General features: G+C 46.6%; 16 protein-coding genes and 3 pseudogenes. 12 read left to right on the plus strand and 7 right to left on the minus strand.

The annotated features are described in order from the left end of the window. Positions 1-160: 160 nt before the first annotated feature. Both NBH01_RS25585 and NBH01_RS25590 read left to right on the plus strand, forming a co-directional pair. A pseudogene (locus NBH01_RS25585) lies at positions 161-1,138 on the plus strand (DNA methylase); the annotation flags it as partial. 342 nt (positions 1,139-1,480) lie between these two features. After that, positions 1,481-1,771 (plus strand): annotated as a pseudogene (locus NBH01_RS25590) (type VI secretion system contractile sheath protein TssC); the annotation flags it as partial. Between the two features lie 25 nt (positions 1,772-1,796). Here the strand turns inward: NBH01_RS25590 and NBH01_RS25595 are convergent. After that, positions 1,797-2,776: pseudogene (locus NBH01_RS25595) on the minus strand (IS982 family transposase). A 59-nt stretch (positions 2,777-2,835) separates the two neighbouring features. Between NBH01_RS25595 and NBH01_RS25600 the strand changes: the two are divergent. Genes NBH01_RS25600 through NBH01_RS25610 form a run of 3 tightly spaced genes read left to right on the plus strand, consistent with a single transcriptional unit; the run spans position 2,836 to position 6,515 of the window. Next, entirely contained in the window at positions 2,836-3,384 is a 549-nt protein-coding gene (locus NBH01_RS25600) for a zinc ribbon domain-containing protein (protein WP_009017583.1), read from the plus strand. Position 3,385: 1 nt separating this feature from the next. Further along, positions 3,386-4,405, plus strand: coding sequence for a BMP family ABC transporter substrate-binding protein (locus NBH01_RS25605; RefSeq protein WP_005832166.1), 1,020 nt, complete (start codon positions 3,386-3,388; stop codon positions 4,403-4,405). After that, positions 4,386-6,515: a C13 family peptidase gene (locus NBH01_RS25610; protein ID WP_009017585.1), complete on the plus strand. Its 2,130-nt coding sequence runs from the start codon at positions 4,386-4,388 to the stop codon at positions 6,513-6,515. Before NBH01_RS25605 ends, NBH01_RS25610 begins: the two co-directional genes overlap by 20 nt. A 288-nt stretch (positions 6,516-6,803) precedes the next feature. On the opposite strand, the gene NBH01_RS25615 is transcribed toward NBH01_RS25610, so the two are convergent. Continuing rightward, on the minus strand, positions 6,804-7,742 hold the full coding sequence (locus NBH01_RS25615) for a hypothetical protein (protein ID WP_013613714.1): 939 nt from the start codon (positions 7,740-7,742) through the stop codon (positions 6,804-6,806). Positions 7,743-7,990: 248 nt separating this feature from the next. Further along, positions 7,991-9,646 carry a helix-turn-helix domain-containing protein gene (locus NBH01_RS25620; RefSeq protein ID WP_250700358.1) on the minus strand — a complete coding sequence of 552 codons (1,656 nt, stop codon included), beginning with the start codon at positions 9,644-9,646 and terminating at the stop codon, positions 7,991-7,993. 298 nt (positions 9,647-9,944) lie between these two features. Between NBH01_RS25620 and NBH01_RS25625 the strand changes: the two genes are divergently transcribed. The 7 genes from NBH01_RS25625 (at position 9,945) to NBH01_RS25655 (ending at position 17,173) form a co-directional block, all read left to right on the plus strand. Next, on the plus strand, positions 9,945-10,523 hold the full coding sequence (locus NBH01_RS25625; protein ID WP_009017588.1) for a hypothetical protein: 579 nt from the start codon (positions 9,945-9,947) through the stop codon (positions 10,521-10,523). Positions 10,524-10,526: 3 nt separating this feature from the next. Beyond that, positions 10,527-11,387: a hypothetical protein gene (locus NBH01_RS25630; RefSeq protein WP_009017589.1), complete on the plus strand. Its 861-nt coding sequence runs from the start codon at positions 10,527-10,529 to the stop codon at positions 11,385-11,387. A gap of 69 nt (positions 11,388-11,456) precedes the next feature. Next, positions 11,457-12,488 carry a fimbrillin family protein gene (locus tag NBH01_RS25635; protein ID WP_050775574.1) on the plus strand — a complete coding sequence of 344 codons (1,032 nt, stop codon included), beginning with the start codon at positions 11,457-11,459 and terminating at the stop codon, positions 12,486-12,488. A 120-nt stretch (positions 12,489-12,608) separates the two neighbouring features. Beyond that, complete coding sequence (locus tag NBH01_RS25640; protein WP_057098274.1) at positions 12,609-14,243, plus strand: fimbrillin family protein; 1,635 nt, start codon at positions 12,609-12,611, stop codon at positions 14,241-14,243. A gap of 179 nt (positions 14,244-14,422) precedes the next feature. Further along, entirely contained in the window at positions 14,423-15,988 is a 1,566-nt protein-coding gene (locus tag NBH01_RS25645) for a fimbrillin family protein (protein ID WP_149944577.1), read from the plus strand. A 105-nt stretch (positions 15,989-16,093) separates the two neighbouring features. Beyond that, a complete protein-coding gene (locus tag NBH01_RS25650) occupies positions 16,094-16,468 on the plus strand; it encodes a four helix bundle protein (protein ID WP_004319006.1) in 375 nt (124 codons plus the stop codon). Between the two features lie 300 nt (positions 16,469-16,768). Further along, positions 16,769-17,173: a hypothetical protein gene (locus NBH01_RS25655; protein WP_009017593.1), complete on the plus strand. Its 405-nt coding sequence runs from the start codon at positions 16,769-16,771 to the stop codon at positions 17,171-17,173. A gap of 27 nt (positions 17,174-17,200) precedes the next feature. Here the strand turns inward: NBH01_RS25655 and NBH01_RS25660 are convergent, their stop codons facing one another. The 4 genes from NBH01_RS25660 to NBH01_RS25675 form a co-directional block, all read right to left on the minus strand. Then, entirely contained in the window at positions 17,201-18,175 is a 975-nt protein-coding gene (locus tag NBH01_RS25660; protein WP_005832156.1) for an IS982-like element ISPrsp2 family transposase, read from the minus strand. 59 nt (positions 18,176-18,234) lie between these two features. Next, positions 18,235-19,119, minus strand: a complete 885-nt coding sequence (locus NBH01_RS25665; RefSeq protein ID WP_009017594.1) for an IS1595-like element ISPrsp1 family transposase — start codon at positions 19,117-19,119, stop codon at positions 18,235-18,237. A gap of 258 nt (positions 19,120-19,377) precedes the next feature. Further along, positions 19,378-21,312 (minus strand): SusD/RagB family nutrient-binding outer membrane lipoprotein, encoded by a 1,935-nt coding sequence (locus NBH01_RS25670; RefSeq protein WP_009017595.1) that lies wholly within the window; start codon positions 21,310-21,312, stop codon positions 19,378-19,380. Positions 21,313-21,331: 19 nt separating this feature from the next. Then, positions 21,332-24,236 (minus strand): SusC/RagA family TonB-linked outer membrane protein (locus tag NBH01_RS25675; RefSeq protein WP_250700359.1); only part of this gene is annotated, 2,905 nt, incomplete at its 5' end.

Consider the following 24,236-nt stretch of genomic DNA (forward strand, 5'->3'; position numbering starts at 1 on the left):
TGGTTCATGATGAATGTTTCAAATTATCCCGTAAAAAACAATGGAAACAAGAAGTAGGATGAGCCGGTCTCTGCACACGAACAGAGACTTTGAAAAGCTTGAGCCGTATGAGGGGAAACCCTCACGTACGGTTCTGAGGGGGGAAGAGGGCAGTAATGCCCTTGACCTACCCGATCGACCTGCTGACATGGAGCAACGCAATGGCAGGGCAGTACGCAAAGGCAACACTGTAAAGCTGTGGGGTGACAATGTGGTGGATATCGTAATTTATGGTACGGAAAAGACCCTCGACGCCTACAAGTTTAATCTGTTGAAAAACAAGCAGATGTTTATCAATCAAATTAACAACGGCACAATCGCCGTGCGCCGTATTGACGAGGGAGGCATGGATGAGGACAGCGGTATGAACTTCGCCGAGTTCGTGGCTATTCTGTCAGGCAATAACGACTTGCTGAACAAGACGAAGCTCGACAACAAGATTATGCAGCTTGAAAAGGAACAGGCTATTTTCAAGAAAGAACGCATCCGTGCCGAGCGTAAAATAGCTACCTGTCAGGAAGAAGTCGAAAAGGCAAAGCGTACTGAGGCCGATTTCAAGAGGGATTTGGAATACATCAACTCGTATAATGGGGCAAAGGCAACCCTGCTTTTAAACTTACCGCAAGCCAGTACCGAGGAAGTTGGTCGGGAGTTGCACCGTATAGCCAAGACCTACCGCAACGGAGCGTATGGCACAGTTGGCACGTATGCAGGACTGAACTTGTTGGTGCATAGCGAGTATAATATGGACGGTACGTTTGACCGCAATACATTCTTTGTAGAGGGTATAAGCGGGTTGAAATACCGATGCGGCCTAAGCGGTGCGCTGCCGCTTGGTTTCGTTGAGTCGGCGCAATATCCGCATGGAGCATTAAGCAAATTGCCCTCTCTTATCGAGAAGCAACAAAAGGCAGTAGAGCGGATAGAAAGCGAAATTCCTACATTGCAGAAAATCGTTTGTCGCCAGTGGAGCAAGACTGATGAGCTGTCAAGGTTCAAACAGGAATGCAAGGAACTCCAGCACAGGATTGATGAAAGTCTGAAAGAGGCCGAACAACCACAGGCTGCCAAACACGAAGCTATTGCCGAAGCTGCTTGACATAATCATAATTTAACCGTTCCCTCTGCATGGTCGCGATGACCGGGCAGAGGGATTTTTTTGCGCTCCGGTCTGCCGACGGCTTTACTCTTTTATGGCATCCTTCCTCCCTTTATAGCCTCCCGATTCCCCGCCGCCACCCGTTTCCCTTTATAGCCCTCATATCCTCTATTTTAGCCCAATAGGGAGAATGACCTTTCATCGCATATCCGTTTTTTGCGATACGTCATTTTTAGCTTCTACATTGGTGGCAATGTATCACTTTTGCCTTCACACCTCCTAATAGCTTCAAGCAAGGCATCTTTTAATCTTATGAAGGCAATTTTATCCACTCCTTTTGATATGATTGACTTCCTGAACCGTCGGGCATTTGAAAATTGGACTACTCGCACGGAAGCAGATCTACGTGGTCAGGTTGTGAAATTCCTCGATAGTGTAATGGGCCCGAACAAGCTCATCGAACGCTTCAAGGTTATGAAGATTGAACAAGACCCGAATCAGAAAGACCGTGTGCTTCTTGATATCCACATCACACCGTATTTCCCGGCAAAAAGCTTCGTGATACAGCTTGCCGGTCATAAAGGCGATAATCCGGAAGATGCTATTTGGGAAAGCGAATATCATCAAGAATAATATTAACTTCAACCCGTTGGCGGAATTAATTTAGTGCATACTTAATTCTGCCAATGGGCTTGTTGTTGATGAAGTTTACGTATTGCAGAATGGTAAGTGCACTAATTTTGCCGATGATTCTGGCAAACAAACCATTCGTTATTTTCGCATAGTTTCTGATGGCCAAGAACTGGTCTGTAAGTTGTGAGAATATTGTCTCAATCCTCTTTCTTGCCTTTGCAAACGGAATGAATGTCGGCTTCCAGTCCTTCTGGTTGAGCCGATACGGACACTCCAGTCTTATGTGTGCGGTTTCGAACAAGTCAAGCTGTACATCAGCTCCAATATACCCTTTGTCGCCATAGATGCTACAGTCGTGATAAGCATGTTTCACATCCTTCATATAATGGAGATCAGCCGCACTTGCCTTTGAGAGATCATAGGAATGGATAACTCCACATAACCAACAGAGAGCGTGTAACTTATAACCAAAATAATACGTGTTCTGCGAAGCGCAGAAACCGAAGTCTGGAGCTTGCGAGAAATCACCGGTACGTCCCATCTTGCATCGTTTCCCTCTTGCAACCCTACAGACCTCTATTGGCTTGGAGTCAACAAAGAATTGTTCCTCTCCACCATCCATTTCCATGGCAACCCTTTTGCGCAGTTCCTCACACAAGCCTGCAGTTTTCTTCCTGCGGTCATTGAACTGTCTCCTTGATATGAGATTGGGAATGCAGTCCTTGTACTCTTGCAATTTATAGTCGAACAACCACTTCTCACTATCAATGCTCTCTGTCTCTGCTGTCAGGGACAGTGCCACTACTTCCAAGTCAGAAAACTTAGGAACAGGACCACGGCGTGGAACATTACCCGATTCATTGACGAGATTTTCAGAGAATTGCTTGCATATCTCAAGTATTTTGACGAATTTTGTATAAAGGTTGTACATACGATGGTTTGAACTTAATGTTTGATTGTCGCTAAGTTACTAAAAATCAACGATATGTGCAACTTTTTACTCATCTTTATCAACTTAAATTAATTCCGCCAACGGGTAACAATCAATTAAAAAACAACTTGTTATGGTAAAGAAATTTTTAACAATCATGTTTGCTTCAGTGATGGCAATGCTCGCTTTCACTGCTTACAGCAACGACGATGAGCCACAAGGACCGTTTGGAGAAAAAATGTTGGAGAATATCGACAAGATAATAGTCGACCAAGCTGATGCCGGAAATCTCTATCAGAAAAAGGATGATGCTGCCCGGTTTATATTGGTAGCAGACTCAAAGGAGGCTGCCCATGGAGTGTGTGAGAAGTTCATTCTCGATCAGTGGGACGTAAAGCAACGCACTGTCAAACTCCCTGACAACTGCGGCAGAATCTCACTCACACCCGGTTCGGACGAAAGTATCTTTTACACCGTTTCGTTCAATGCTCTCAAGAATTTCAAAGAACCGGACATGACAGTCGTAATCGTTCCGGAGGAATACATGGACGGGGATAATCTTGCTATAGACCAATACTTCCCGGCAAGATGGACTGAAAAATGTCCCAATTGTGGTCATAAGTGGAAAACATTTGCATCCGGACCATATACATGCTCCGAATGTGGTCATAAGTTTGATTAGTATGCACAATACTTTCCGCGCTATCTTGGCAATGACAACGTTCCTGGTAACAGGAGCGTTGTCATCCTGTAATCATACCGATGAGTTGGAGCCGGAATCTCCGGCACCACAGATTGTTTTTCTCTTCTCTCCGGGGGGATTGGGTGACATGAGCTATAATGACCGTATACTTGAGGGTGTTCAGAGATTCAAGATGGAAAACGGAGATATAGACATCTATATCTACTCCCCGGAATCCCTGCAAGAGGCTGAGAAAATTTTTGCGGACTGGCTTGAACGTCCCCAAAGCAGCATACCCGTGCTTTTTGTATTGGGTAGCAGTGATTATGAGCCAATGGCGGAACTTTATCTGGCAGAACACGACTTGACACCCAACAAAAGTATTCTGCTTTTTGAAAGCCGGAAACAGTATAAGGACGAGAACATCCATACCTTCCAGATTTCGATGTTCGGGGCTTCATACCTTGCAGGAGTATGTGCAAGAAAATGTTCTGAGATGACACCTCTGGTGCTGCTTGCCAATAATACCGACAGCCCCATCAACATAGCCAAGGACGGTTTTATTGCAGGCTATGGCAGCGACTGCGATGTGGAGTATCTGGCGGATGATTGGACGGGATATGTGTCGGCTTCGCTCGCTTACCGGAAAATGAGCGATTGGGCGGTTGATTACGACTTCATCTTTCCGGTGGCAGGTGGCTCCAACGCCGGTATATACCGCTACTCCCGTGAATTTGAGGTCTCACCGTACCTTGCAGGTATGGACATCGATCAGTCAAGCCTCTCCAACCGGATTACGGGTTCGGTCATTAAGCATATTGACCAATTGATTTACAGGTATCTGACGGAATGGGTCGTCACAGGGGATATGCCGGAGAACCAACTTTACGGTCTTGAAAGCGGGTATGCCGACTGGCTGGTCGCACCCCGATACGTGAATGATTTCAGCAGCTTAGTCAATGGAATGCGCCCTCAGGCTATGATTTTTGAGAAAGAGTATTATGAAACAAGTGGTTATTAAACTTATTGCACCGCTCCTCTGCCTGATTGGTCTGTGGAGCTGTTCGGACGATGAGCCTTCCCTGTCTCCTGACAACAAGCAGTGGACAGAGAAGGTTGTTGCCGTGGTGCTTCCCATGGAGAAAGGGCTTGATGTGCATTGGAAAAGGACATTGGGAATGTTTACAACCAACTTTGAGCGTGCATTCAAGAACCACGAAGCGGGTATAAGGTTAAAGTTTGAATACTACGATGAGGCAAAGACCGATGTGCGGGAACTTGCCCGGTCGCTGGCATTCAACGACGAGGTGTATGCCGTAATCGGCGGGCTGTATTCTTCCAATGCGGCAATCCTCGCGGCGGAACTGACTATTGTGGGCAAAACATTCTTCACTCTCGCCACCGCCGAACAACTGGTTCGTGCATACGCATCGACAGGCTATCTTTGGGCGATGACCGAGACCGACATTACGCAATGTGAGGTGCTTCTCTCCAAGGTGATTAACTATGAGGGTAAAAGTGTGGCACTTTTGGTCAAGGAGAACGACGGTTACGGACAAACGTTCATTGACTGGTTCGCATTTCAAGCACGCGAACTGGGCTTGGAAAACATGGGATGCTATGCTTACACCTCTGACAATATAGCTGATGTGTCTCGCCAAGCCATGCAGTCAGGTGCAGAGTATGTGATATGTATCCCCTCTGAAATAGAAGAGATGAAGCCGATGCTTGAAGCGCATAAAGCACAAAGTCTGAACGGGCGCAGTGTACCGCGGATGTTGTTTTCGGATACCGCCTACGGTGCGGATGTACTCAAGATTCACGGTGATGCCGCCGAAGGCATAGAGGGAGTCGCATTTGGTGCCGACCCTGAGTCGGGGTTTGACGTAAGTTACAGGACCTTTTTCAATGCTACGCCTACTCTTGGAGAATCTCAGCTCTACGATGCCGCTATGCTCATCGGCTATGCCGCATGGTACCAGCAGTTCAGACCGGAGTTGTCGTTACAGAAATCATTAAGGGCCGTTGTTTCGGGTGAAGGCTTGAACATGGGCAGCTGGACAGGTGAGGATATGGGGCTTGTGGTGGATGCGCTCGCTGCCGGAAAGTCGCCCTATGTCCGTGGAGCGTCAGGACATTTAAGGTTCGATGCCAAGGTGTTTACCAATGTACTTGCCACCACTTACTATAATTTCAAGGTTTACAACGGACAGTACATCATCCTTGACTATAACACCAGCGACGGGGGGAACCGCACGGATGCGACACTTGCCGGTTGGAACTGGAAAGCCTTCCGGATGCAGGATTTCGACAATTCAGGAGAATTCAATTACCCTGCACATACCGGCAACTGGGCACTCCTTGTCGCTTCCTCCAAGGAATGGACCAATTACCGCCATCAGGCAGATGTGCTCGCTATCTATCAGCAGCTCAGACAAGCCGGATATACCGACGACCGTATCATTCTCATTGTCGAGGATGACATAGCCGATAATATATCAAATCCCAACAAGGGAGTCATACAGGTGACTATCGGGGGAAACAATGTATACGAAAATGTAGAGATTGATTATCGTATGTCATCGTTGAATACAAAAGATATACTTGCCATTCTCAGTGGCGAAAAAAGCGAAAAACTGCCCACGGTAATCGAATCTACTGAGAACGACAACCTGTTCGTTTTCTGGAGCGGACACGGTGTGCCGGGGGCCATGTGTTGGGATGAGGAAGCTTACGCCATGACAGGCGATAAACTGTCTTCTGTTTTTGAGGATATGAACCGCAAAAGGCGTTACCGTAAACTTCTCATGATGGTGGAGGCTTGTTTTTCGGGCGGTGTGATGAAGCAGTGCGAGGGCATCCCCGGGATGCTGTTCGTCACTGCGGCCAACGGCGACGAAACATCCAAGGCTGATGTCTTCAACTCAGAGATGAAAGTGTGGATGAGCAACCGTTTCACCTCCACCTTTATCGAACAAATAACCGATAACAAGGAGGTGGCTATGCGCGACCTCTATTACCGGCTGTTCATCAATACTGTCGGAAGCCATGTTATGGTGTATAATGCTGAAAACTATGGCAATCTTTATTCAGCCAATATGTCAGAATTTATAAATTCAATAGTTCGTTAAAAAATAGCCACGCCTAAGCGGCTCTGGCAGTAAATAAAATGAGTTCTTTGAAAAGTTTGTCAATAACTTGCATGTCTGGGTTAATCCCGAACACGCAAATAAATCGTTCAAGCATATAAGCATTGTGTATAAAAGACTTGCAGGAGGATATGGAATAGGTTATTCCGAGCCTCTTACATGCCGCTTTGGCCAAGTTGACAGCAGCAAGCGATGCATTGAAGTGAAAATCCAACTTTCTGAAGTCGGTTGACTGACAGTTGGTGATTCCTGCATGTTGCTTACCATCTCTCAAAATTCCAATTGGAACCTGGTTCTGTAATAATCCAGAACCTCCCGTCCATCCATCGAATCGTCTGTAGAGAAGTAAAGCTGCCACTTGTCTGTCCTCCCGTCCATCGGATACCAGATGGCTAAGGAAACATACCTTTTGAGAGCTTTTGCATATACCCTCAATCCGTATAGCTTTCCTTTGTTCACCTCGTATTCCTTGCACCGGGTCAGATCCAGATTGGCAAAGTCGATTCTTCCGTCAAACCACTTTGGATGGCCACGTTTTCCTGTTTTCTGTTCCAATGTCGGATAGTACAGGATTACGTCATTCCGAAAGCGGCTGATGACATGGAAATCGTTCTCACACATAGGCGTTATGAATGTTTCCTTGGAAAAGAATGCGTCTGCAACCACCGTTCTTGATATGCTCTGTATCTTGTCTTTTCTACTGATAAGATAGCTGCTGTACCAGTCAACGAGGTTCTTGTCCATATTATCCAAGGTTTTACAATCCGGTGTCTGAATGGAACCTAAAGTCATGCATTCATGGTTGTCGATGTCTATGACACCGATGCCCATGATTTCCAATCCACGCTTGTACTCTCCTGCACAACCAGACCAGAAGTAACCTATCCAAGGTGTCTTCTTGCCTGATTTGGGGATATAGGAAGGATCGATGGCGATGGCTTTTCTTTTACCTGTGAGATGCTTGCTGATGATAGAGCCGTTGAACGCAAACCAGTCGAAAGTTTCATGCTCAAAAAGGTTACGGTAGGTCTGTTCCGAAAAACGTCCATACCTACCCAATTGGAGGAAGTTTATACGATCAGGGATGGCCATGAATAATTTCATTGCATCCATGAACGTTTTTTCAAAAGGTTTGTGTATATTCACGACTGATTTGAGAGCCGATAGGCACTCGGATTGGTATTGCATAAGGAGTGTTTCTTTAGTCATAATCAGAAGAGTTGGGAGACTTCTAATTTACTAAAAATCAACGAATTATGCAATACTTTCCACCTTTATTATCAGCAGGTTAGCACTCTTTTTTTCAGTACATTTCTTCATGCTTAACCATTCGTTTTTGACAACATTTCAATGACCTCTTTAGTGTTTTCGAACCAGCTTTTGCCGGTTCTATTGTTTAACTTTTAATTTTTCAGCAAAAAACAGCAACCGTTGTTTTACTTACTTTTTTCTTCTGCTTAACATAACCGTGCATTCCGCAAGAACTTTTGTGGAGTCATGCCGTATTTCTTTGTAAAGAGACGGTACAGCGAGGTGGAGGAGATGAAAGTGCATTCTTTCAATAGTCCTTCTACACTGGCGTATTTACCCGAAAGCAAAAGTTCCGCTACATATTCGATGCGCAAATCGTTGATATATTCGCTGAAACTTTTACCTGTGAACTGACGGAACAAGCCGGCGAACTTGTTAGCAGGAATATTGAATTCGCCCATGAGCGCCTTGCGGGAGAAAGTGTTGTCGAGGAAGAATTTCTGATCAATGATTTTTACTTTGATTTGCTCGAACAGCAGTAAGTCTGGATCCTCATCGTCATTCCATGCAATATTTTCGGACAGAGTACTACGGTTTAACTTCTCAAGCTCTTCCTTATATCTCATCGCCTCTTTCACGTTGGCAACCAAAGAAATGTTCTTCTTTCTGATGATGCGGTTGTTATATCCCAGCACGCAACCAATGATAGCTAAAGCAATCAAGATGCAGATGGCTATCACAAGCTCCCAACGTTGGTGAGTGATTTGAGCCTCCTTGTCTTTGACATCGTAGATGATGGACAACTCTTGTGAGGAACTGCGCAACTCCCTTACACGCAGGCTGTCCCGCAATACGCTTAGTCGCTCAAAATAGCTTGCCGCCTTGTCATATTGTTCCAATCCCTGATATGCCATGCCGTAGAATTTTAAGGTGGAAGACATGTAGAGGTTGATAGTATCTTTCTTATGCATCATCTCTGTTTCACGTTGCTTGCACATATCCACGATTTCATCATAACGATGCAAGTCAAAGAGATAAGGCACAACCAAGTAGGCGTACCGGCGATTGATACGCCCCATCTTCTGAAATTCAGAATATGCCTCATTCGCTTCTTTTTCTTTCCCTAATTTGGAACATACGACAGCACGATGGGCAAGCCATTTGCATTTTTCTTGCTCATAGAGTCCTTCCATTTCAGCCTCGCCTGGAGTTTTGGCATACAAGTATTTCTCAAGTTTATCAAGTACTTGAAGGGCTTCCCCGTATCTTTTATCACGCTCGTAGCAGATAAGCAAATCGTTGCAGTTTGCACGCAAATTGTCATATTTCCTGTCGTAATGCGATTTCTCCATCATCTCTGTGGCTTGCAACATATAGACATAACCACGTTCTTTCGTGCCTTGTTCATGAAGGCTCTTGCCTAAATAAAATAGGGCAATCGACTCCATACCACTGTCTCCAGCTTCTTGGGCATTTTGCATTAAAAGCTTTACCGTCTCTGCTTTTCGCTTTTCATCATATAAGCCATCATAGCATGAAATCAAACGATGAAGCAGCTTCATTGTCATCTGCTCATCTCGCTTCACCGCCTTTGCAGCAAGGGCGTTTTTATAGAAGCTGGCAGCTATGATGAAGCGGCCGGTGTTATAATACAAGTCACCTTCCGTTATATCGAGTTCATGAGTAGCTTGCTTTCCCTTCTTCCGTAGTTCCATCATGATGCGTTCAGCCAAAGGTGTGTCCGAAAAAGTAAACTCGTACACTTTATCTTCTGTTATCAGGCTATCGGGCAAGGCTGACCGGTTGGCGAGCAAAGGCATCGCCCACAATCCGCAAACAAGCGAACATAACCATATTCTCATTTTTCTATGCAAATGCCTTTTCATTATACTATGTTGTTATGATTATCAAAAGTACAACTTATATCTAAAATTAAGGATGCTTTACTTCTTTTTTGGTAATATCTGGGTAAGATTATGAAGATTTGGGAGGGAAATTAATAATCGGGAATGGCAGCTGAAAAAGCGAAAGAGTGTATTCTGAGTAATTCAGTAAATCTATCTTATGTTTGTTAAACGAAACAATCGCTTGCTTGTTTATTTGGCGTTATTTATTCTTGCAGACACATACATTAAATATTAACGTTTAAAATTCCAAATTATGAATTACAAGAAAATGACTTTTAGAGCCTCGATGCTCGGTTTGATAGTTATGTTATTTGCCGGTTTAGTCAGTTGCAGCAGTGATGATGATGACAAAAATATCCCTGTAGAGGAAACTAAAGTTCCAACAACAGGGGCTATTGTTTTTTTGTATGCAGCAACGGAGGATGAACTGTCTATATGCGACATGATTGCGGAGTACACAGATGAGAATGGAGCGACTAAGACAGAAGCTATCACTGCTACAAAATGGAAAAAACAAATCAATTTTAGTAGTTTGCCTGCCAAAGGATTGATTTCCATCAAACGTACGTTAAAAGCAAATGTGGAATTAGAGAAGAAGTCTTATCAATTTAGTAGTCATTCGCTATTAATCACAGTCGCTATCTTTGATCAAAACAAAAAGACTGTTGATTCTGCTACATCTGGTAGTACTAATTCATATTTATCTGTAGGAAAAGACAAAGTAGAAGAATATATCAAAAAAGAGAGTTCTAATACTTATTATTCTTATGTTTTAGATAAGAAAAAGAATGCGCAAGATAGTTATTTCACCATCGAATATCTAAAGCAATAATACATGAGAAGCAGCATCATCACATTAGTCCTTCTTCTATCAATCGGAGTATCTTGGGCTGGAGACCGCAATCGTATCATCGCATTAGGCGTGCGCAACTTCACCTATACTCCGAAAGAGGGAAAGGAAACGGTTGGAAGCGCATTAGGCTCTATTGCGAACGTCTTGATTACTGGGCAGAATACTACACAACAACCACAATACAAGGATGCTGTTAGGGCAGCTATTGTGAGAGGATTGACTTCCGGCTTTCGCACAATCGCTACCGACATGGGGAATATTGGTGAACAAACGAATGCCACTTTTGACTATTATGTGGATGCAACAATAAATAACATTTCCACCACGACTAAAACGGAATCAATAACTACTACCAAGAATGGTGTTAACACATACTATAAAGCCATGGTGGGAATTACCCTGCAATTCAAAGATTCACAAACCGAGGAAGTGATAGCTAGTCCGATGTTTAAGATTTCCGACGTAGATGTTGCATGGATAGAAACAGAGGAAAGTGCGATTACCTCTACTTTGCGCAAGTTGTCAGCTTACGTAGGAGGATATTGTAATCGCAAGTATCCAATCTATGGCACAATATTGGAAAGTGCCCGACAAAGCAAAGACAAGCAAAAAGAGGTGTATATCGACCTCGGAACTAATTTAGGCGCATACAAAGGACTTCATCTAACTGCCTACACTGTAAAAACGATTGCAGGGAAAGAAGCTAAGACTCAAGTAGGCAAGTTGAAGATAATGGATGTACAAGGCGAGGATATAAGCTTTTGCAAGATACAAAGCGGCGGCAAGGAAATCAAAAACATACTTGACAAGGGAGAAACTATCTTCGTGAAAAGTACAGAGTAATAACAATAAGTTGATGCCAAATCTTCCAAATCGGTTCTTCGATAAATTTTTAATAAAAAAAACAAGATTATGACAATGAACATGAGGTTTTTCATTATTGCAGCAGCGGCAACGCTATTGGCTGCGTGTACACAAGAGAACGAGGTACAGAACAATCCGGTGGAAGCACGAATCACGGCAGGCGTGAGCGGGCCGAAGACCCGTGCTGTGGACAACGGGTGGAACGCCGACCGAATCGGCGTGATGGTGGTGGATGCCCCTGGCACGACCACGACCATGGGCGGCAAGTACAAGAACGTGGGATACGCGACCACGAGTACCGGCACCAACGCGGACTTCACCCCGATGACGGCGGGTGGCGGCATCTTCTTCGAGGATGCTTTCCTCGAGTTTACTTTTGCCGCCTACGCGCCTTACGCATCGGGCGCAAACGCCTCCACCCTGCCTGGTACAGACGGGAAGATTACGGTAAATACAAGCAACCAGCCCACGACCACGGAACAGGAGAAGGTGGACTACATCCATGCCACGGGAGCCAAGGCCGATAAAGACAGCCCGACCGTCAGCTTCACGGACAACACCGCCGCGGGCGGCAGCGACTGCTCCTTCAAGCACAAGATGGCCCGTCTTATCCTCAAGGTGCAGGTGTCGAACACCGACGGTTTCGACGACACTGCCGTGCTGGAATTCGCCGACTACAAGCTGGGCGGCCTGGTTCACGAGGGAACGTTCGATGTGAAGACCGGTACCGCCGCGACCGCGGGCAGCGTTGTGAGCGACTGGATGTTACGCCAGTGCACCGGTGCCCCGAAGACGGCCACGGACAAGTGCGTGGCAACCTTTGACGCCGCCACGGGCGTGATGACTTTCACCATGATCCTGCTCCCGCAGACACTCGCCAACGCTTTGGTGCTTGAGATATCTCCCGATGACGAGGAATACCAGAGCTACTCCAACAAGGACATGATCAAACCCGCGTTGGAGGCCGGTTATTCTTATACCTACACCATCACGGTGAAGAAGACGGGGCTGACCCTTAGCGGAAGCACCATCGAAAACTGGAACGACGGTGGTAGCCATGCGGGTGATGCAAAAATGTAGTGTGTCTGAAAGCCACTGCCGTGCATCAGGCGTAAGACGGAGGCACGCCATATATAATAAATGGTGCGGCAGCCCGCGTCGCAACGGGCAGTGGCACAAAACGAAATAAATAAAGACAATATGAAAATAATAAGGAACATAGCGAGAAGGCCGTGGCCGCGCATCGGCGGCTGGTTGCCGGTTATGATGCTCATCTGTGGGGTGCTCGCTTCCTGTAGCAGTGAGGATGAAAGCACCGCGCCCCTGCCCGACGGCAAGTACCCGCTGCAACTGACGGCGGAGGTGGCGCAGCCGCAGACCCGCGCCGGAGGTAAGGATGCGTGGACGGGCGGCGAGGAGATTAGAGTGTCACTGGAAGGCGTGTTTGGTAACAAAACATACGTGATGGACGCATCGGGCAATGCAAGCCCGAAGGATGCCGATAATGCCTTCTATTGGAAGAACACCGATGAAGCCCGCGTCAGTGCATGGACCCCGGACATAGAATCGGAAACGGATATTTCCGACCAAAGTGGCGGGTACGCCGCTTTCGATGTCCTGTACGCCAGTGCCATAGGGCGTTATGACCAAGCCATAAATCTCCGTTTCATCCACCGCATGGCGAAAATCGAAGTAATTCTCAAAGCTGGCGAAGGCATTACGGAAGAGGAGTTGGAGGGTGCGACCGTCACCATTTTCGGAGACCCGCTAACGCACTCAACCGCCGGCTTGGTATCACCGGGTGACCAATCGGACGGCGAGATAAAGCCCTATTACGATGCCGCAACGAAGAAATACGAGGCGTTAGTGCCGCCGCAGGATATGACGGGCAAGCCGCTCATCCGAATCAGCATAGGCAGCAATGACTTTACCTACACTCCCGAAACAGAAGCTGCCGGCAAATTTGGGTTTTTCGGTGGCAAGCGGTATGCCTACACCATCACCGTGAAAGCCAGTGGCATAGAGGTGACCGCAGCCAAGGGCGGAACGTGGAACGCCGGCGGCAGCGAGAATGTGGGCGTGACCATCACCTATGACGGCACGGAAACAGAACCGAAAATCGGCGACTATTACTACTCCGACGGCACCTGGAGAGACGGTGGCCTGCGCAAGCTCTATGCCGACGGCACGATGGAGTGGGCAGAGACCAAGCCGCAGCCGGAGAACGGTAAGAACGTTATCGCCATCGTGTTCCATGCCGGTCATCACGAAAACGATGCCTCCGATTACTCCGCCACCGGTATCGGTCAGCAGAAGTGCCACGGCTATGCCGTTGCCTTGCAGGATGCCACAAACGGTTATTGTCAGTGGGGCGTTTACGGAACCGAGTTGGGTTGCTGCCCCACGGATGGAAGCGGAAAAAAACAGAACAATTACTCTGCACCTGACATCGACTGGAGCGGCTACGCCTGGACACAGAAAATCATCACCGCTGCCGGCGGCAAGGACAAGTTGAATGCCACCGAAGATTCCGGTTATCCTGCCACCTACTATGCCGTTGTGGATTATGCGCACAAAGTCCCGTCCCCTGCCAACAGCACCGGCTGGTTTTTGCCCTCCATCGGCCAGATGTGGAATGTTTATCAAAACCGCGCTTCTTTGTTTGAAGGCAAGACAGTGGTATCAGGCTTAAAGTCTGACTGGTACTGGTCCTCCTCGGAGTTCTGCAACTCTCCGGCGCGCAGCGCTCTTTTTGTGGATGTGGGCAGCGGCCGCGTGGACTACAACGTTAAGAACTACATGAGTAGTTACTTGCGTCCGGTCTTGGCTTTCTGACCTATTTACCTATTCAGCCTATTTATCTATTATGCGGCGTAGCCGCTCGTTGATAAAGGCTGAATACCCGCGAAGCGGGTCGGATTTACAAACGGAATTGTGGCAACGGCCGCTTGCAGTCTTTGCCCCGCAAGGAAGATAAAAACAAGTAACGTAAAGTTAAAATAAAAAGTGTGACAATGAAACGAAATATCCTACATACCCTTTGGGCGGCGGCACTGCTGCTGACCGGCTGCACGCAGGAGGAGCTTCCCCTGCCCGGTGCTGACAATGCCGCACCGCTCGCCATCACCATCACCGACGGCGGCTATGCCCTGACAACTTCGGCTGACGGCTCGCAGAAAGCCGCTACCCGTGCTACCGAGGACGGTTACCGTACCGAGTTTACCGCCAGTGACGCCTGCGGACTCTACCTTGTGCGCAATGGGGCGATAGTCTATGACAATGTGAAACTCACCGCCACAGCAGGCACGAACGGCAGTCTTACCTGGCAACCCGAAGCGGGCGTAACCCTTGCCGGCGGAATGGCGGGCGAGAAGTATTTCCTCTACTATCCCTATCAAGAGACAGCGAAGATGGCGGGCAAGGTAAATGCCACCGACACCACGAGCGATGGCGATTTCTTCGCCACGCTTATCAATGACTGGCAGCCGGAAGCTGATCAGAGCGACTACACGCAAGGCTACACAGCCTCCGACCTCATGACCGCCACGGGCTCGGGAAGCAAAGCCGACGGCAAGCTCTCGCTCTCATTCTCCATGACCCACCGCATGGCACTCGCCGTAGTCGAAATGCCCAAGACGGTGTATAAGTTCACCGACACCTCCATTCCCGACTATGTGATTGCTACTACAGCCGATTTCAGTGGAGAGGCCAAGCCCTGCCGCAATACGGACGGCACATACCGCTACTTCGTCCGTCCCGGACAAGGCAATACCGTAACCCTCACCGGCAGCTATGCCGACGGCAAGAAGGAGTTTTTCATCACCCCGAACAATATCAGCGTAAGCTCATACAAGACCTATAAGGTGGACGGAGCACCGACGATTGACAAAGATCACAATTTGCAAGTAGGGGACTACCTCCTTGCCGACGGCAATATTGTAGGCAAAGACGAAACTTTGACCGAAGAACAGAAAGCAAGCGTTATCGCCATCGTGTTCCATGCCGGTCATCACGAAAACGATGCCTCCGATTACTCCGCCACCGGTATCGGTCAGCAGAAGTGCCACGGCTATGCCGTTGCCTTGCAGGATGCCACAAACGGTTATTGTCAGTGGGGCGTTTACGGAACCGAGTTGGGTTGCTGCCCCACGGATGGAAGCGGAAAAAAACAGAACAATTACTCTGCACCTGACATCGACTGGAGCGGCTACGCCTGGACACAGAAAATCATCACCGCTGCCGGCGGCAAGGACAAGTTGAATGCCACCGAAGATTCCGGTTATCCTGCCACCTACTATGCCGTTGTGGATTATGCGCACAAAGTCCCGTCCCCTGCCAACAGCACCGGCTGGTTTTTGCCCTCCATCGGCCAGATGTGGAATGTTTATCAAAACCGCGCTTCTTTGTTTGAAGGCAAGACAGTGGTATCAGGCTTAAAGTCTGACTGGTACTGGTCCTCCTCGGAGTTCTACGACCGTCCGGCGCGCTACGCTCTTTATGTGCGTGTGCTCAGCGGCCTCGTGGACAGCAACCCTAAGGACAACAGCGATAGTTTCGTGCGTCCGGTCTTGGCTTTCTGACCTATTTACCTATTCAATCTATTTATCTATTTGCGGCGTAGCCGCTCGTTGATAAAGGCTGAATACCCGCGAAGCGGGTCGGAAAAATTTTTGAAAAATCGAGTTATGGCATTATCCGAAGAATTACCCCTATACCGCGACACTTACCGGTTGTTGAACAACCTGTTGATCCTGACGCAGGATTTTCCGCGCTTCTTCCGCTACAGTATGGGCAGCCGTATGGTGGATTTGACTTTGGATATGCTTTCTCTGATTTACAAGGCGAACAGCAGCTATGAAAAAGTGGGCGTATTGACCGAATTTCTCGACCGTTACCGCATGTTGCAGATGCTTTTCCGCGTATGTGTGGAGCAGAAGGTCATTACCGAGCGCAAATACGCCTCGTTCGGGCTGCTGTTGGAGAAGATAGGCAAGCAGGCTACGAGCTGGAAACAATATAACGAACGCGGAATGAAGAAACAGGAAGATAAAAGGCAATGATTTATCAGTCGGGATTCGGGCGGTCAAGGCTTCCCGAAGCGAACTGTTTATTATTGAAAAAGGGTTGTCGGCAGGCTTTCCTCGTGCAGGGAGGCTCGCAAAGACAAAAACAGACAACATTTACTGGTCCTCCTCGGAGTTCTACAACAATCCGGCGAACAACGCTCTTTATGTGAATGTGAACAACGGCAACGTGAACAACAACAATAAGAACAACAGAAATAGTTACGTGCGTCCGGTCTTAGCTTTTTCAATAAAAATTTACCGAAGTATTGTAAATTTCAAAAACAATAAATCAAAATGAAAAGTTCAATCAAAAAAATGTCAGCACTGCTGACGATGATGGCTGTCGCCATCCTTACTTTCACCTTCACCGCTTGCAGCGATGATGACGATCCTGTGACGGAAGTGACTTACACCTACGGCTTCTCCAGCATGTCGGCCTCACACCCCGACTTTCTCGAAGAGATGGGGAAAATAGAGAACGCCTTCCAGTCAGCCCTCGGTATCACCGGCAAGCTCTTCACCAAGAAAGGTACGATAGAAGAATGTGACAAACAGGTTTACGAGGCTTGCCGGAAAGCATTCGATTCGCTCAAAAGCGAGGCCTGGCAAGGGGATTACACCTTCCAGGTTACGAACGTAGGAACAGGCAAGGTGGTATGCACGGCTACATTCAGTGCCGACAACGAAAACTTTATATAGTTTTATTAGCATGACCTGTTGGCGGAATTAAAATAGCGCATATTTAACTCTGCCAATAGGCTTTTCATTTTTGTAGTTAATATATTGAAGGATTGTAAGTGCGCTAATCTTCCCAATAATCCGGGCAAACAATCCATCTGTATCTTTCGCATAATTCCTTATAATCATAAACTGGTCACACAATTGCGAGAATAGGGTTTCAATTCTTTTTCTCGCTTTGGCAAAAGCTGGGAATGTTGGCTTCCATTCTTTTTGATTACATCTGTATGGTACCTCCAATCTGATATTGGCAGTTTCAAACAAATCCAATTGCACTTGGGCACTTATATATCCTCTGTCCCCTATGACTGTACAATTACTATAATCCACTTTCACATCCTTCAGGTAATGAATGTCATGCACACTTGCCTTAGTGAGGTCAAAGGAATGGATGATACCACTTAACCAGCAGACTGCATGGAGTTTATACCCATAATAATACATGCTTTGTGATGCGCAGTATCCTACCCCAGGTGCTTTTCTAAAATCCTTCTTTCCCATACTGCAACGTTTGGAACGGGCAATACGACATACTTCTATCGGTTTCGAATCAATACAGAAATAGTCTTCACCACCATCCATTTTAGAAACCATTCTTTCTCGGATTGCATTACATAGGGAGGAAGTTATTTTACGCCTGTCATTGTATTGTCGGCGGGAAATAAGGTTGGGTATTTCAACCCTATATTCCTGTAGCTTTGCAAACAACAGCGACTCACTGTCAATACCAACAGCCTCTGATGCCATGTTCAAAGCCACTACTTCAAGGTCTGAGAATTTAGGGACGACTCCTCGTCTTGGTACATTCCCGGATTCATTGACTAAATTGCCGGCAATTTGCTTGCATATGTTCAGTAATTTTGCGAATATTGCATATAAGTTGTGCATACGATATTTGTCTATTAAAAGTTTAGTCACCTTTAATTTACTAAATATCAACAATATGCACAACTTTTTAAACATAAATCTTTTATAATTTATAGGTATAGGCGTTTAGAGCGCACTACATTCACAGCTGATTATCAGTCAGTTTTCTTTTGACAAATCATTCGACGAAGTAGCATATCGAAGATTGTGTCCATATTATTACGGCGGTTGAACCTGAAATGATACTCGTCAAGGTATCCTTGAAGATGCTCTTTGGAGCAATGGTGGTGTATTCCACGCAACCATCCCTTTATGTTCATGATGTGAATATGAATCTGTGGATGCCCTTTGCCCTTATCCGAAGGGCGTTGCTCCAATTTTGGATAATCTTTCTTTAACGGCAGGTAGCCTGACCATTCATCGGTTATGACTTTTGCGTCCTTTGATATGTATCTGTCGAAGAACGGACGAAAAGAACTTGCCGAAGCATCATCTATCACTTGGGCATACGCACGTCCCACGCCGTCTCGGACAATCTCCAAAGCGACTATCACAAGCTTCTTTTTGCCTTCCGTGCTTCGTCCAATGATTCCTTCCTCTTCTCCTCCGATATAAAACTCATCGACATGTACCTCTCCTTTAAGAGGATAATTACCGCTGCTCCGCATGGCTTTCTGTATCTTACGCTTGAATTCCCATACGGTTTTCTGACGCATACAATATTCTTCCGCCAGTTCCAAAGAGGACATCCCTTTCTTCTTTGTCGATATTTTGAAGGCTATGTGGAAAGCGTAGACAAGCGGGAATTTTATCTTGTCGAACATGCTTCCGCTGGTAACGCTCTCGTCATACTTACAGCGTGTACAACGGCGAGAATAGGGATATCTGTCATTGCAATAATTGGTATGACCGCATTTCTTGCATTTGAAGCCGTCTGCCCACTTTATCGAGGACAAGTACTCAAGGCATGAGGCATCATCGGTAAAACGACTATAAAATTTGATTGATTCCACTCCTTTGAATTTATCGCGTTGTTCCATGCCTGCAAAAGTAGGCAAAATCCATAAAGTTAGTGCGCACTAAACGCCTATACCTATAATTTAATTCCGCCAACAGGTTAACTTCATTAAATCTGTGAGGTTGTGTCAAATGAAGTGCACCCCAAAAGTTAGACAAAAAACTTTTGGGGTGCATTTCAGAATGAGCCCGGTACAATACCGAGCTCACTACTATAGAGATTTAAATAATTAGCGTTTATTTAACGTCCAACTTTCCGGGGGGGGGGCACTTCAATCTTCTTACTTTTTAGCCCACCATAGCGGAGTGAACACATCGTCAGGTCCTCCAAGCAATTGCACGGCCTGTTTGTAACCTTCGGGACTGCTGTTTTCCAAACCCGACGGGAATTTCAAGCGTTGCGGGAAGAACTTCGTCGTCTGCTTCATGTAGTTGGAGGCATTGAGACTGGGCATCGTACGAATGGCCTGCTCTACAGCCGGAGTCTCAAAGAAAGGCAAACCCAATCTGCGCTGATCGTTCCATGCTTCCAAGGGCAACCATGGCATTTGTGCAATGTATTTCTGCGTGATAATCTTTGTCAGATGGTCGTTCAACGCCTTGCCATACAGCGTTTCCGAAGCCACAGGATAGGTAAAGGTATAGGTCGATTCTGCTTTGGTATATCCATTCACCATCTTCATGGTTTTGGTCGCTGCCGGTTCGGCCACGTGTTCCCATTTTACGGAGGTTCCTACATTATTATAGTCCTCCGATGCCAAATAAGCGTCGGCAAAGCCACCCACACCATGATATGCGAAGCTCTCGCGTACACCCTGCTCATAAGCAGCCTTGGCGCCCATAGGAACGCTCCAGCCTTTCAGAGCCGCTTCGGCCAGCAGGAAGTAAGACTCCCAAGAGGCAAAGAAGATACGGGAATTTTCACTCTTACGATATTTCAAGACCAAATGCGGGATAGCCCAAGGCCAATAATACATCTTGTTCAATGAGCCTTTATCGCCCCACTCACCGCAAGCGGCAGTATTCCACGTAAACGTGGCATCCAATTCCACCAATCCGTCGGCATCGTCTTTATCCTTCAGCAGTTTACGTTTCACTACTTTGTGGTTCGAGTTCCATGAAGGATACTTACAATAGTTGGCATCATCAAAATTGCCGGGAATAGAGAAGAGTTTATAAGCACGCGGATCAATTACCTTATGCAGGCCATCGAACCAAAATCCCTTAGCCGGATCGTTCGTTGTCAAAGCATAATGGTTGGTGTACTGCACACCCATGTAATCGGCCGGCTTGATACGAGCCAGCAAATCATTCTTACCGGCAAGCTGTTCGTCTGATGTGATACCTCCCAGACCGACGAGCAGGTTATTCATCGTGGCCGAAAGTGGGAAGTAGTTCCATTCGCGCGTCATGACACCTGTCAGATCATCCCATCCCGGTTGTTCCTTAACCGTGAAGTTATCACCACTCTCGGAGATGTAAGCACCTTTAGCCGCATCCTCAAATTCAGCTTTGGCTTTGGCGGCATCTACTTCGGAAAGGCGCATTGCCAAGCGCATACGCATGGAGTTGGCATACTTCACCCACTTGCCGAAGTCGAATTTATAAGCGCGGTCGCACTCTTTTTCCTTGTCATCGGCTTTTACATCAGTCTTAATCTTACTTGCAGCATCTTTCAGTTCATCCAGCATAAAGTAATAGACTTCTTTGCAAGAATTAAACTTCGGGTTTTTTCCTGCGAAAGCCTCAATGGGCATAGCTCCGAAGCTGTCGGTAAACTCGCTCATCAGATATACCCGCCAGATACGGGCCACTTCTTTCATATTGGGTATCACTTGGGCTTCGTGTGAATTCAGTTCACCTTTCATCTTTTCTTCGGCCAAGTTGATAGCAAGTACAATAGGCGACATCCAACTTGCATAGTGTGAATAATAATTGCTAATCCAGTCGTCGTTGTATTCGCCAACCGGAAGACCTCCGTTTGTATTCGGGTCGACTTGGCGTGCCGCCGTCTGCCAGTTCAGCACAAAGCAACGCTCCGCCACTTCGGGATTCTGCTGAGTTCCGGTAATAGACTTATTGATGGCATACTCAATACGAACCTGTTCGATATTAGCTGCTGTTGGGTTGGTGTTTACTTCTTCAAAATCGGAACATGAAGCCAACGCAAACAGTCCGACGGGAAGCGCATATAATGGATATTTATAGTTTTTCATATTCGCAAATGTATTTAGTTTAGAATCCGAAAGTAACATTAAACAGATAAGTGCGTGAAGTAGGCGAGCTACCATACTCAAATCCTGTGGCATTGGTGCTTGTAGCATAGATAGATTCGGGGTCTATACCGTTCATGTGGCTCTTCAACATCCATACGTTGTTGCAAGAAACGCCCAATTTTAATTGTGTGAAAGGAGTTCTCTTTAATTGTTGCTTGCTGAAAGTATAAGACAATCCTAAATTACGCAAACGGATATTGGTAGCGCTATAAATATTGATTTCGCCCACACCGAGGTTTCCTCCTGCCACAGCATTCCAATATTGTTGTGTAGAGATTTCAGTGGTGTTTTTCTCATATTCTCCCTTTTCGTTCATGAATACACCGTCCACAACCATTTGAGGACGCTCACCATTGACCACTGTGACGTTGGACGTACCTGCCGCCTGCATCGTCTGGTGAGTACCCGAGAAGATATCGCCACCGAAACGAGAATCGATCAGGAAGTTCAACGACCATCCCTTATAATTAAAGGTAGAACTGATACCTAATAAAGCGTCCGGTTGCTGATTTCCAATTTTTTGTTTCTCGGTGGTTGCCGTAGGCAATCCGTTTTGAGTGATCAGCTTACCGTAGTAAGGCGATTTCTCATCAGTGACACGCTTCAGCACGGTTCCCCAGATTTCTCCGTAGTTGCCTCCGGCAGTGGCATATACCTGTAAGTTGTCGTAACCGCCCAAGGGATAAAGAGTGATTTCTTCATCGGCTGTCTTATAGAGTTCGATGATACGGTTTTTATTGGCAGAGAAGTTCACCATCAAATCCCAGCTGAAACCGTTCTTCAACTCTATCGGACGAGCGTTTACCATCAACTCAAAGCCCTTGTTCTCGATGTTTCCGGCATTCACCTTACGTTTTTCATAACCGGAAAGGTTATCCATCGGCAAATTAATCAACTGGCGGGTAGCATTTGATTTATACCATGAGAAATCGAATCCCAAACGATTATTGAAGAAACGTATCTCTGCTCCAAACTCCCACGACTTGATTAACTCCGAACGTACGCTACTGTTATACAATGTCTTATCCTGAGATACAGTCGTTGTATTATCAGGTGCCTGACCGATGGAGTAAGTATTGTAAAGCTGATAAGGCTCGAGAGAGTTACCTACTTCTGCATACGAACCTCTCAGTTTTGCATAGGTAAACCATTCGGGCAACGGCTTGTCCATTTTCTCTAACATTTCCGAGATGACCCATGATGCGGATATTGAAGGATAGAAGAACGAACGATTCTCTTTCGACAAAGTAGAAGACCAATCGTTACGGAATGTTCCGTCTATAAACAGGAAACCATTGTAGTTGATTTGAGCTGTACCATAAAGCGAGTTGATTTTCTTACGGCTGAATTCTTCGCCTACACTAATCGACTTCGTCGCATTATTTACAGTGAACAAATCGGGCACTTTCAGTTCACCCGGGCTTGTGGAAATGGAGCGATGGCGGCGCATCATCAAGTTACCTCCGAACGTAGCGCTTCCACCCCACTTCCCGAACAGATTATCCTTGCGGGCACTGAGCAGGAAACTGTAATTGTTTTCATAGAAACGTTCCTGTTTGATAGAGTAAGTGTTTTTCAATGAACTTCCTGAATATGTCTTGTTCTCATACTCAGTGAAGTACATGTCCGAACCTGCTCTCAACTCGGCGTCCAGCCATGAGGTGAAGCGATATTTCAACGAGCCGCTCAACAAGAAACGATCGCGTACATCACGGTTCAGCTTGTGCGTTTCCATCCAATAAGGATTGATTTGCTGGCTACTGCCGTACCACAACATTTTGTTGTCCGAACGCGTGCCTGCCGAGAAATCGCGAATATCCATCGAGCGAGGTAACAAATACATGGCCAAGAAGTTATTGGAATTGTTCTTACCACTGATAGGACGATTTTGGGCCTCGGCGTTGATATACTGTATCTTGGTATCAAATGTCCAACGGTCATCTTTTCCGAAAGTAGATGTGGCACGTGCCGTCAAGCCGGTACGTTTCAGTTTGGAACTCGGAATCTTGCTACTATCATCCATGCGGGTGAGCGACGTATAGATTGACGTCTTGTTATATTGCTGTGTAAACGAGAACGTCTCCGTCAGATTGATACCGGTATTAAAATAGTTGCCCACGTTGTCGAACGAACTCATACGCACCTTCTGATCGTTCCAGTTTGTGTACTCCTGTCCTTCGATTTTCGGTCCCCAACTGGAGCCGGCGTCTTTGTCGAACGTACCGTTAGAACCTTGCCCGAATGAATTCTGCATCTTGGGCGACATGAAAATGGTTTCGGCCGATACGGTTCCCGAAATCGTGACACCCAATCCTTCGGTCTTGCGTCCGGACTTGGTTGTGATGAGGATAACGCCGTTACCCGCACGCGAACCATAAAGAGCGGCAGCCGAAGCACCTTTCAGCACCGACATGGAAGCAATGTCATCAGAACTGATGTCCGAAATACCGTTACCCATATCCGCCGAAGGATTCCAAAAGTCATTATTTGCCGCTCCAGTGAAGTTCTCCATCGGAATACCGTCTACCACAATAAGCGGCTGGTTCAGGCCTGTCAATGAATTGTTTCCGCGCAATTGGATTTTAGAAGAACTGCCGGGGCCATTTCCCGAACGTATTATCTGCAAACCTGATACTTTTCCGGAAAGAGCGTTAGCCACATTAGTCTCACGAGCCTGCAAGATGTCGGCTCCCTTCACCTCTTGCATGGAGTAACCCAACGCTTTCTTTTCACGCTTGATGCCCAAAGCAGTCACCACCACTTCACCCAGTTGTTGCGAATCTTCTTTCAGTTGCAAACTCAAGCGTTGTTCGCCATTGTATTTCACGCTAAGAGTGGCATAACCGATGTATGACACTTCGATG

The organism is Bacteroides sp. B1-V-101 (assembly GCF_023656585.1).
Lineage (GTDB): Bacteria > Bacteroidota > Bacteroidia > Bacteroidales > Bacteroidaceae > Bacteroides > Bacteroides thetaiotaomicron.

What these genes read in the sequence shown, in the direction of transcription:
- NBH01_RS25600 (WP_009017583.1), top strand. Translation starts at nt 2,836, where the DNA reads ATGGTAAAGAAATTTTTAACAATCATGTTTGCTTCAGTGATGGCAATG.
- NBH01_RS25605 (WP_005832166.1), top strand. Translation starts at nt 3,386, where the DNA reads ATGCACAATACTTTCCGCGCTATCTTGGCAATGACAACGTTCCTGGTA.
- NBH01_RS25610 (WP_009017585.1), top strand. Translation starts at nt 4,386, where the DNA reads ATGAAACAAGTGGTTATTAAACTTATTGCACCGCTCCTCTGCCTGATT.
- NBH01_RS25615 (WP_013613714.1), bottom strand. Translation starts at nt 7,742, where the DNA reads ATGACTAAAGAAACACTCCTTATGCAATACCAATCCGAGTGCCTATCG.
- NBH01_RS25620 (WP_250700358.1), bottom strand. Translation starts at nt 9,646, where the DNA reads ATGAGAATATGGTTATGTTCGCTTGTTTGCGGATTGTGGGCGATGCCT.
- NBH01_RS25625 (WP_009017588.1), top strand. Translation starts at nt 9,945, where the DNA reads ATGAATTACAAGAAAATGACTTTTAGAGCCTCGATGCTCGGTTTGATA.
- NBH01_RS25630 (WP_009017589.1), top strand. Translation starts at nt 10,527, where the DNA reads ATGAGAAGCAGCATCATCACATTAGTCCTTCTTCTATCAATCGGAGTA.
- NBH01_RS25635 (WP_050775574.1), top strand. Translation starts at nt 11,457, where the DNA reads ATGACAATGAACATGAGGTTTTTCATTATTGCAGCAGCGGCAACGCTA.
- NBH01_RS25640 (WP_057098274.1), top strand. Translation starts at nt 12,609, where the DNA reads ATGAAAATAATAAGGAACATAGCGAGAAGGCCGTGGCCGCGCATCGGC.
- NBH01_RS25645 (WP_149944577.1), top strand. Translation starts at nt 14,423, where the DNA reads ATGAAACGAAATATCCTACATACCCTTTGGGCGGCGGCACTGCTGCTG.
- NBH01_RS25650 (WP_004319006.1), top strand. Translation starts at nt 16,094, where the DNA reads ATGGCATTATCCGAAGAATTACCCCTATACCGCGACACTTACCGGTTG.
- NBH01_RS25655 (WP_009017593.1), top strand. Translation starts at nt 16,769, where the DNA reads ATGAAAAGTTCAATCAAAAAAATGTCAGCACTGCTGACGATGATGGCT.
- NBH01_RS25660 (WP_005832156.1), bottom strand. Translation starts at nt 18,175, where the DNA reads ATGTTTAAAAAGTTGTGCATATTGTTGATATTTAGTAAATTAAAGGTG.
- NBH01_RS25665 (WP_009017594.1), bottom strand. Translation starts at nt 19,119, where the DNA reads ATGGAACAACGCGATAAATTCAAAGGAGTGGAATCAATCAAATTTTAT.
- NBH01_RS25670 (WP_009017595.1), bottom strand. Translation starts at nt 21,312, where the DNA reads ATGAAAAACTATAAATATCCATTATATGCGCTTCCCGTCGGACTGTTT.